General features: G+C 69.5%; 9 protein-coding genes, 1 pseudogene and 1 riboswitch. All 10 genes and pseudogenes read left to right on the top strand.

The genetic code is table 11. The features are described 5' to 3' along the window. Positions 1-275, top strand: a 275-nt coding sequence (locus ABT004_RS34940; protein WP_351345361.1) for a zinc ribbon domain-containing protein, incomplete at its 5' end; no start/stop codon positions are given. Positions 276-304: 29 nt separating this feature from the next. Continuing rightward, positions 305-889: pseudogene (locus ABT004_RS34935) on the top strand (serine/threonine-protein kinase); the annotation flags it as partial. A 188-nt stretch (positions 890-1,077) separates the two neighbouring features. Then, positions 1,078-1,746: a SurA N-terminal domain-containing protein gene (locus ABT004_RS34930; protein WP_351345358.1), complete on the top strand. Its 669-nt coding sequence runs from the start codon at positions 1,078-1,080 to the stop codon at positions 1,744-1,746. Between the two features lie 46 nt (positions 1,747-1,792). After that, positions 1,793-2,818 carry a nucleoside triphosphate pyrophosphohydrolase gene (locus tag ABT004_RS34925; RefSeq protein WP_351345355.1) on the top strand — a complete coding sequence of 342 codons (1,026 nt, stop codon included), beginning with the start codon at positions 1,793-1,795 and terminating at the stop codon, positions 2,816-2,818. A gap of 19 nt (positions 2,819-2,837) precedes the next feature. Continuing rightward, a complete protein-coding gene (locus tag ABT004_RS34920) occupies positions 2,838-4,121 on the top strand; it encodes a cytochrome P450 family protein (protein WP_351345352.1) in 1,284 nt (427 codons plus the stop codon). A 143-nt stretch (positions 4,122-4,264) separates the two neighbouring features. Next, on the top strand, positions 4,265-5,293 hold the full coding sequence (locus ABT004_RS34915) for a transglycosylase family protein (protein WP_351345349.1): 1,029 nt from the start codon (positions 4,265-4,267) through the stop codon (positions 5,291-5,293). A gap of 180 nt (positions 5,294-5,473) precedes the next feature. Then, positions 5,474-5,632: riboswitch (cyclic di-AMP (ydaO/yuaA leader) on the top strand. A gap of 4 nt (positions 5,633-5,636) precedes the next feature. Continuing rightward, entirely contained in the window at positions 5,637-6,362 is a 726-nt protein-coding gene (locus ABT004_RS34910) for a transglycosylase family protein (protein ID WP_351345346.1), read from the top strand. Positions 6,363-6,670: 308 nt separating this feature from the next. After that, a complete protein-coding gene (gene eno, locus ABT004_RS34905) occupies positions 6,671-7,951 on the top strand; it encodes a phosphopyruvate hydratase (protein WP_351345343.1) in 1,281 nt (426 codons plus the stop codon). 101 nt (positions 7,952-8,052) lie between these two features. Beyond that, entirely contained in the window at positions 8,053-8,544 is a 492-nt protein-coding gene (locus tag ABT004_RS34900; protein ID WP_351345340.1) for an FtsB family cell division protein, read from the top strand. A gap of 46 nt (positions 8,545-8,590) precedes the next feature. Continuing rightward, positions 8,591-9,109, top strand: coding sequence for a DUF501 domain-containing protein (locus tag ABT004_RS34895; RefSeq protein ID WP_351345337.1), 519 nt, complete (start codon positions 8,591-8,593; stop codon positions 9,107-9,109). The last annotated feature ends 159 nt before the right edge of the window (positions 9,110-9,268 follow it).

The following is a 9,268-nucleotide window of genomic DNA, read 5'->3' as shown; positions in this document are numbered from 1 at the left end:
CCCTGATCAGGATCGGCCGGTACGAGCCGACCAGCCAGGCCTGCTCGACCTGCGGCACCAAGGACGGGCCCAAGCCCCTCGACGTGCGGGAATGGACCTGCCCTGCCTGCGGCGCGGTCCACGACCGGGATGTCAACGCCGCGATCAACGTGAAGAAGGCCGCCGGACTGTGCGGTGACAGCCTGCGGAGCGTAGGTAAGACCGGGACACCACGTCCGGCACCACGTGCAGAAACAGGAAGCCAAGGATTCCCGCCCGAACCCTGTGCCGCGTAGCTGCACAGCAACGGAAGCGGAAGGCCAGAATCCCCGCCCTTCAGGGCGGGGATGCAAGTCAAGAACTCTCCACGCTCATCGGCCAGGGCGGCATGGGCCAGGTCTGGACGGCGTACGACCAGCGCCTCGACCGCCGCGTCGCCGTGAAGCTCGTACGCCCCGACCGGGTCGCCGGCGCCGAGGCCGACGAGCTGCGCCGCCGCTTCCTGCGCGAATGCCGGGTCACGGCCCAGGTCGACCATCCCGGTCTCGTCACCGTGCACGACGCGGGCAGCGACGGCGACGAGCTGTACCTCGTCATGCAGTACATCGACGGCGCCGACCTCGCCGAGCACAGCCCCTTCCCCTGGCCCTGGGCGGTCGCCGTCGCCGCGCAACTGTGCGCCGTGCTCTCCGCCGTGCACGCGGTGCCGATCGTGCACCGCGACCTCAAGCCACGGAACGTCATGGTCAAACAGGACGGCACACTCACCGTGCTCGCCCTCGAAGTACGGCGCCGCATCGGCCAGTTGCTGCTCTCCGTGGGCGACAGAGGCGCCGCCCACGAGACGCTGACCCGACTGCTGCACGACGCCGAACGGCTGCACGGACCCGGCCACCCGTTCCCCGCGGAAGTGCGCCGCACATTGCAGTGGCTGGGCCAGGTACGCGGCTGATCCCGGGTACGTCCTGCCGACTCCGGTACCTCAACTCCTGGCGAATCGTTGTCGAATAGGTGGCCTAGCAAGCGGTCACTGCCTAACATCGATCAACGCCGGACTTTGTGCACCGAAGCACAAACTGCTCGCAGGGAGGCCCCACCTTGCACCGCCGCAACAGCCGCCGCACCGTAGTTGCTCTATCCGCCGCCATCGCCGCGGTCCCCGCCCTCACCGCCTGCGGCAGCGAAGCGCACCCCGGTGCCGCGGCCGTCGTCGGCGGCCAGCGGATCACCGTCTCGCAGCTGGAGAACCGGGTGAACGAGGTGCGGGACGCACAACAGACCGCCACCAAGGACTCCGCCCAGTACGAACAGGCCATCGCCAAGACCGGCGGCCTCACCCGCAACACACTGCACACGATGGTCCTCGACCGCGTCCTGCACCGCGCCGCCACCGACGCGGACATCTCCGTCACCCGCAAGGAGATGCAGAGCATGCGCTCCGGCCTGGAGCAACAGGCGGGCGGCTCCGAGCAGTTGGAGGTCGCCTGGCTGCAGCAGTACAACGTCCCGCCGAAGCGGCTCACCGAGAGCCTGCGCACGGAGATCGAGGCGCAGAAGCTGTCGACCGCGCTCGGCGCCGACATGCAGACCCCCCAGGGCAAGGCCGTCTTCTGGAAGGCACTCACCAGCGCCTCCAAGGAGCTGAACGTCGACCTCAACCCCCGCTACGGGACCTGGGACGTCACCAAGAACAGCCGGGTCGACGCCAAGACACCCTGGCTGCGACAGATCACCAAGGAAGCCCCGGCCCAGCAGCAGACCGCGTAGACCCGGGGGAGGCGGGGTTGTCAGTGGCCTGCGTTACGTTCGAGGGGTGAACGAACCCGAGGCGCACGACCACCACGCCCCCGCCGCCGCAGGCGACACCGCCGGCCGCGTCGTCCTGCTCACCACCAGCCACCGGGTCGCCCCCGGGCTCCTCTCCTGGCAGGCCTGGCAGACGCTGCGCACGGCCGACGAGGTGCTGTGCGCCGACGCCGCGCACCCGCAGCTGCCGTACGTGAAGGACGCGGGCGTCCAGGTCACGATCGCCGCGCCCACCGCCCGCGAGCTCGTCGACCGCTGCGCCGACGGCGGGCGCACACTCGTCGTCCTCGCCACCGCCGAGGGCGACCGGCAGCTCACGGACGGCCTGGCGCGGCTCGCCGGCTCGGGCCGCGAACAGATGCCGAACCTCGAACTGCTCCCCGGTTCCTACGACCTGCCCGGCGCCCGCCTCCTCGACCTCGTCCAGGTCATGGACCGGATCCGCCGCGAATGCCCCTGGTCGAAGCAGCGCACCCACGAGGACCTCGCCAAGTACGCCATCGAGGAGGCCTACGAACTCGTCGAGGCCATCGAGACCAACGACCGCGACGAACTGCGCGAGGAACTCGGCGACGTACTCCTCCAGGTCGTCTTCCACGCCCGCATCGCCGAGGAGGCCTCGGCGGAGTCCGAGGAAGAGGCCCCCTTCTCCATCGACGACGTCGCGGGCGGCATCGTCGACAAGCTCATCCACCGCCACCCGCACGTCTTCGGCGACGAGAGCGCCGCGACCCCGGAGGAGGTCCGGGAGATCTGGCTCCGCAAGAAGGGCGAGTCCAAGCGCCGCGCCTCCGTCACGGACGGCGTCCCCCTCGGCCAGCCGTCCCTCGCCCTCGCCGCCAAACTCGCCTCCCGGGTACGCACGGCGAACCTGGACGTCCCGGTGCCCACGGGAGACGACATCGGCTACGAACTCCTCACCCTCGCCCTGCGCGCCGAGGCCGAAGGCGTCGACCCGGAGGCAGCACTCAGAGCCGCCGCCCGTGCCTACCGGGACGCGGTACGCACGACCGAGGGGCTCACCACCTCATAGGGCCGGTTACGGTCAGGTGGTGACCGAGAGCCCCACTCCCTCCAGCGCCCCCGAACTCTTCAGCTGGGAGTTCGCCGGCAACCCGTACCCCGCCTACGCCTGGCTGCGCGAGCACGCCCCCGTGCACCGCACCACGCTGCCGAGCGGCGTCGAGGCCTGGCTGGTCACCCGGTACGCGGACGCCCGCCAGGCGCTCGCCGACCCACGGCTCAGCAAGAACGCGGACCACCACGACGAGCCGAGCCACGCCAAGGGCAAGACGGGTATCCCCGGTGAACGCAAGGCCGAGCTGACCACCCACCTCCTCAACATCGACCCGCCGGACCACACCCGCCTGCGCCGCCTCGTCTCGAAGGCGTTCACCCCACGCCGCGTCGCCGAATTCGCGCCACGCGTCCAGCAGTTGACGGACGACCTCATCGACGCCTTCGCGGCGAACGGCGAAGCCGACCTCATCCACGACTTCGCCTTCCCCCTCCCCATCTACGCCATCTGCGACCTCCTCGGCGTCCCCCGCGAGGACCAGGACGACTTCCGCGAATGGGCGGGCATGATGATCCGCCACGGCGGCGGCCCCCGCGGCGGAGTGGGCCGCGCGGTGAAGCGGATCCGCGCGTACCTGGTCGACCTGATCCACCGCAAACGCGGCGACCTGACGGACGACCTGATCTCCGACCTGATCCGCGCCTCCGACCACGGCGAACACCTCACGGAGAACGAGGTGGCGGCCATGTGTTTCGTGCTGCTCTTCGCCGGGTTCGAGACGACCGTCAACCTGATCGGCAACGGCACGTACGCCCTGCTCACGCATCCCGAGCAGAGGGGGCTTCTGCAGAGGTCGATCGCGGCAGGGGAGACGGGCCTGCTGGAGACGGGGATCGAGGAACTCCTGCGCTTCGACGGGCCGGTGGAGATGGCCACGTGGCGGTTCGCCAGGGCGTCGCTGACCATCGGCGGCGTGGAGATCGGTGCGGGCGACCCGGTTCTCGTCGTGCTCGCCGCCGCCGACCGCGACCCGGCGCGCTTCACCGAGCCCGACACCCTCGACCTCTCCCGCCGCGACAACCAGCACCTCGGGTACGGACACGGCATCCACTACTGCCTCGGCGCCCCGCTCGCGCGCCTGGAGGGACAGGCCGCCCTCGGCACGCTCCTGACGCGCCTCCCGGACCTGCGACTTGCGGTGGAACCTGACGATTTGCGGTGGCGTGGCGGGCTCATCATGCGTGGACTGCGCACGCTCCCGGTGGAGTTCACGACGCGTCAGAACCCCGCCGGAACTGACGGGCCGTCAGCAATGTGACATTCACGTGATCTTCGCTGCATCGACTTGTGACAGGCGTTCGAGTGCAGCTACGTTCACGGATCATCGCGACACATGCACAACCCGCACCACTTGCACCACCCGTCGCGCGTAGCAGCATCAGTCTCGCGAAAGGCAACCGCATGCTCTCCGGGAACGGTCGACACCGTCGCCCCCGCCAGGCCCCTGCTCTCGTCGTCGCCGCCGGAGTCGCCGGCAGCGCCATCGCGATCCCGCTGTTCGCCGCGAGCGGCGCGAGCGCCGCGACCACGCAGGCGTGGGACAAGCTCGCCGAGTGCGAGAGCGGTGGGCAGTGGAGCCTGGATGCCGGTAACGGCTACTACGGCGGCCTCCAGTTCACGCAGGAGAGATGGGAGCAGTACGGGGGGCTCGACTACGCCCCGCGTGCCGACCAGGCCAGCCGCTCGCAGCAGATAGCCGTCGCCGAGAAGGTTCTTGACGCCAAGGGTGTGAGTGCCTGGCCGATGTGCTCGCTCACCGCGGACCTCACCAAGGGCGACGACTCGGCGGAGGTCGATCCGGGCGTCTCCGCGTCGCCGCAGCCGTCCGAGTCGGCATCCGATTCCGCGTCCGAGCCGTCGGACACCGATGCCGACAACAAGTCGGACGACGACGCCGACAAGGCGGGCTCCACCGATTCAGCCGATTCGGGAGACAAGGGTCACGACGGCGGTGAGGGTTCCGACGCGTCGGACGAGCCGTCGGCCGACCCCTCGCGCGATACCTCCGGTAGCAGCGCCGAGGGCTCCCCGTCCCCCTCAAGTGACAAGTCCCACGCACCTTCTGACGGCGACGACACGGCCTCCTCCTCCTCCGAAACGGCCTCGCCGTCCGCCTCCCCCTCCGGTGACGGTGACGGTGCCGCGTCGGACGACGCCACGGCGGGCCGCCACCGCGGAGACCGTGCCGGTGACGACGGTTCCGACTCCCGTACGGGAGAGGGGCGTCACGCCTCGCGTGACGAGAAGCGCGGCGACGACACGTACGAGGTGCACGCCGGCGACAACCTCTGGGACATCGCGAAGGCTCAGGACGTGCACGGCGGATGGGACGCGCTCTACGAGCGGAACAAGGAGACGGTAGGTACCGACCCAGACCTCATCCTTCCTGGTCAGAGCCTGGATCTTGGGGACGGATCGGGCAAAAGGTAGCGGGAGTTCGGGCCGTTTGAGGGGGCTTTGTCCGATGTCGATCGAGTGAGACATGGGTCTCAAAGCCCCTGATCGACTTTGAAATCGGACGGATCGACCGCTTACGTTCGTGACCGCTCGCTTCAGCGGGCCCCGATGGACGTCACGCCGAATCCTGCCAACGTCCGTACGGGAACAGTCGACGCGTAAGCGCCGTAGGCAGGAGCGGGGGACCCAGGTAAGCCGCCCTTCCGGGAGACCGGACGGGCTTGGGGTTAAGCAGCGCACAAGGATGCGTCTGCCGGACACTCACTGGTCCGAACCCGACAGCTCACCTCGCAGGCGTCGGTGAGGAGATATCTCCATGCTGTTTTCCGGCAACAACAAGCACCGCCGCCCCTCCAAGGCCGTTCGCGTCGCCACGCTCGGCGGAGTCGCCGCTGCCGCCGTCGCCGTGCCGCTGATGGGTGCCGGTTCGGCCTCCGCCGCGACCACGTCCGAGTGGGACCAGGTCGCGCAGTGCGAGTCCGGCGGCAACTGGTCCACCAACACCGGCAACGGTTTCTACGGTGGCCTGCAGTTCTCGTCCTCCACCTGGTCCGCCTACGGCGGCTCGCAGTACGCCTCCACCGCCGACCAGGCCTCCAAGGCGCAGCAGATAGCCGTCGGCGAGAAGGTTCTCGCCTCGCAGGGCAACGGTGCCTGGCCGAACTGCGGCTCGGGCCTGTCCTCCACCCCGAACGAGGGTGGCGCGGACGACTCGTCCTCGCAGCAGCAGGACACCCAGAGCACGCAGCAGCGTGCCGACCGCTCCGAGCAGCGCGAGCAGCCGAAGCAGGAGGCCCCGAAGCAGGCGGCCCCCAAGCAGGAGGCCCCGAAGCAGGCGGCTCCGAAGCAGGACACCGTCACCACCCCGACCGGTAACAAGGTCGAGAAGGGTGACGGCGAGTACAAGGTGAAGACCGGCGACACCCTCAGCAAGATCGCCGAGGCGCACGACTCGAACTGGCAGAAGCTGTTCGAGAAGAACAAGGACATCGTCAAGGACGCGGACCTGATCTACCCGGGTCAGCAGCTGCACCTCAGCTAAGACCGTCCGGCCCCGCGCAGGGGCCACCAGGCCCGCACAGGGCCACCAGGTACGGGCTCGGCATCGGCGGACGCCGAGCCCCGCCGCACCCCGTCCCCACGGGCCGCTCACTTCGGCGACCTCCCTCCCGGCGCAGCCGGGAGGGAGGTCGCTGTTTTTGTTCCGTTAAGGAACATTTCGCTAACGGCGTTGTCCACAAGACGGGCGTTCGGATGGCCGATGCCCTCGGGCCGGTTACGCTCGGGGATGCGGGACCCGTTGTCCGACGGTGCCCGCAAAGCTTCGTCACATCCCAGAAGGAGATGCTCGTGCCGTCCATCGACGTCGTCGTAGCCCGGGAAATCCTGGACTCCCGAGGCAATCCCACGGTCGAGGTCGAGGTCGGCCTCGACGACGGGAGCACCGGCCGTGCGGCCGTCCCGTCGGGTGCCTCCACCGGTGCCTTCGAGGCCATCGAACTCCGCGACGGTGACCCCAACCGTTACCAGGGCAAGGGCGTCGAGAAGGCCGTCCTCGCCGTCATCGAGCAGATCGGCCCGGAGCTCGTCGGCTACGACGCCACCGAGCAGCGCCTGATCGACCAGGCGATGTTCGACCTGGACGCCACCGACAACAAGGGCTCGCTCGGCGCCAACGCCATCCTCGGCGTCTCCCTCGCCGTCGCGCACGCCGCGTCCGAGGCGTCGGACCTGCCGCTCTTCCGCTACCTGGGCGGCCCGAACGCGCACCTTCTCCCGGTGCCGATGATGAACATCCTGAACGGTGGATCCCACGCGGACTCCAACGTCGACATCCAGGAGTTCATGATCGCCCCGATCGGCGCGGAGTCCTTCTCCGAGGCCCTGCGCTGGGGCGCCGAGGTCTACCACACGCTGAAGAAGGTCCTGAAGAGCAAGGGCCTGGCCACGGGCCTGGGCGACGAGGGCGGCTTCGCCCCGAACCTGGGCTCGAACCGTGAGGCCCTCGACCTGATCCTCGAGGCCATCAAGGAGGCCGGCTACGTTCCCGGCCAGCAGATCGCCCTCGCGCTCGACGTCGCCGCCTCCGAGTTCTACAAGGACGGCAAGTACCAGTTCGAGGGCAAGGAGCGCTCCGCCGCCGAGATGACGGAGTACTACGAGGAGCTCGTCTCCGCGTACCCGCTCGTCTCCGTCGAGGACCCGCTGTTCGAGGACGACTGGGCCGGCTGGAACGTTCTCACCGAGAAGCTGGGTGACAAGGTCCAGATCGTCGGCGACGACCTCTTCGTCACCAACCCGGAGCGCCTGGCCCGCGGCATCGAGGAGAACTCGGCGAACGCTCTGCTCGTGAAGGTGAACCAGATCGGTTCGCTGACCGAGACCCTGGACGCCGTCGAGCTCGCCCAGCGCAACGGGTTCAAGTGCATGATGTCCCACCGCTCCGGCGAGACCGAGGACGTCACCATCGCCGACCTGGCCGTCGCCACCAACTGCGGCCAGATCAAGACCGGCGCCCCGGCCCGCTCCGAGCGTGTCGCCAAGTACAACCAGCTGCTGCGCATCGAGGAGATCCTGGACGACGCGGCGGTCTACGCCGGTCGCTCGGCCTTCCCGCGCTTCAAGGGCTGAACCCGGCCCCCGCGTGAGCCGGTAGTTCCGTACGTCCCCGCACTCGGTCCCGTACCGTGTGCGGGGACGTACGTACGTGAGCGGGGAGGCGGGAGCAGGCGATGCCCGGAAAGGTGCGGGACAGGGACTCCCGAGATCGCTTCTCGACGGCCACCCGCCTGCGCGTTCTGGGCGAGCAGACCGCCGAGCGCGTCTACCGCTCGCAGAGCAAGCGGCAGGCCCGCCGCTCCCGGCTCACGGGCCGCGCGGCCCTGCTGGCCCTCGTCCTGTGCACCCTCGTGGTCGCGCTGGCGTACCCGATAAGGCAGTACGTATCGCAGCGCGGCGAGATCGAGGACCTGCAGCGCCAGCAGCAGGAGGCCAAGCAGCGGGTCGACAAGCTGCGCGACCAGAAGGCCCGCTGGCAGGACGACGCGTTCGCCGAGCAGCGCATCCGGGAGCGCCTGCACATGGTGATGCCGGGCGAGACCGGCTACGTGGTGCCGAGCGAGCGCACCGCTGCCGCCGAGCGCGCCGAGCAGGGCGCGGAGGACCGCCCCTGGTACTCAAACGTCTGGGACGGCGTCGACAAGGCCGACCAGGCGGACAATTGACCATCTCTGTCGACAACTGACGATCACTGAAGGAAACACCCGAGCGATGGAAACGCCCCCGCCGCAGACCGAGCCCACCGCGCCCACGGACGCCGACATCCAGGCGTTCAAGGAGCAGCTGGGGCGCCCGCCGCGCGGCCTGCGCGCCATCGCGCACCGTTGCCCCTGCGGCAACCCGGACGTGGTTGAGACGGCGCCGCGTCTGGAGGACGGCACTCCGTTCCCGACGACGTACTACCTCACGTGTCCGCGTGCGGCGTCGGCGATCGGCACGCTCGAGGCCAATGGCGTGATGAAGGAGATGACGGAGCGCCTGGGGACGGACCCGGAGCTGGCGCGTCAGTACCGTGCGGCCCACGAGGACTACATCGCCCGCCGGGACGCCATCGAGGTCCTGGAGGGCTTTCCGAGCGCCGGTGGCATGCCGGACCGGGTGAAGTGCCTGCATGTCCTGGTGGGGCACTCGCTGGCTGCGGGGCCGGGTGTGAATCCGCTGGGCGACGAGGCCATCGCCATGCTCCCGGAGTGGTGGAAGAAGGGCCCCTGCGTCACCCCTGCCGACTGATCAATTCCCCACCCCGCCCCTTCCCGAAGGTCCTCAACCGCCGGACGGGCTCGAGTATCAAGTCCTGCCGGACGGGCCGCCTCAATCGCCGGCGGGGCTTGCCAATCACCCCCCGCCGGCGATTGTGGCGCGGGGTCCGGGGCGGAGCCCCGGGGACGG

Origin of the sequence: Streptomyces sp. NPDC002790 (assembly GCF_040295505.1) — a bacterium.
Lineage (GTDB): Bacteria > Actinomycetota > Actinomycetes > Streptomycetales > Streptomycetaceae > Streptomyces.
The sequence above is the reverse complement of the archived record's forward strand: the minus strand, read 5'-3'. Positions and strand labels throughout refer to the sequence as shown.

Bases quoted from the DNA above. Each gene is read 5' to 3' on its own strand.
- ABT004_RS34910 (WP_351345346.1), top strand. From the start codon at position 5,637: ATGCTGTTTTCCGGCAACAACAAGCACCGCCGCCCCTCCAAGGCCGTT.
- ABT004_RS34915 (WP_351345349.1), top strand. From the start codon at position 4,265: ATGCTCTCCGGGAACGGTCGACACCGTCGCCCCCGCCAGGCCCCTGCT.
- ABT004_RS34900 (WP_351345340.1), top strand. From the start codon at position 8,053: ATGCCCGGAAAGGTGCGGGACAGGGACTCCCGAGATCGCTTCTCGACG.
- ABT004_RS34895 (WP_351345337.1), top strand. From the start codon at position 8,591: ATGGAAACGCCCCCGCCGCAGACCGAGCCCACCGCGCCCACGGACGCC.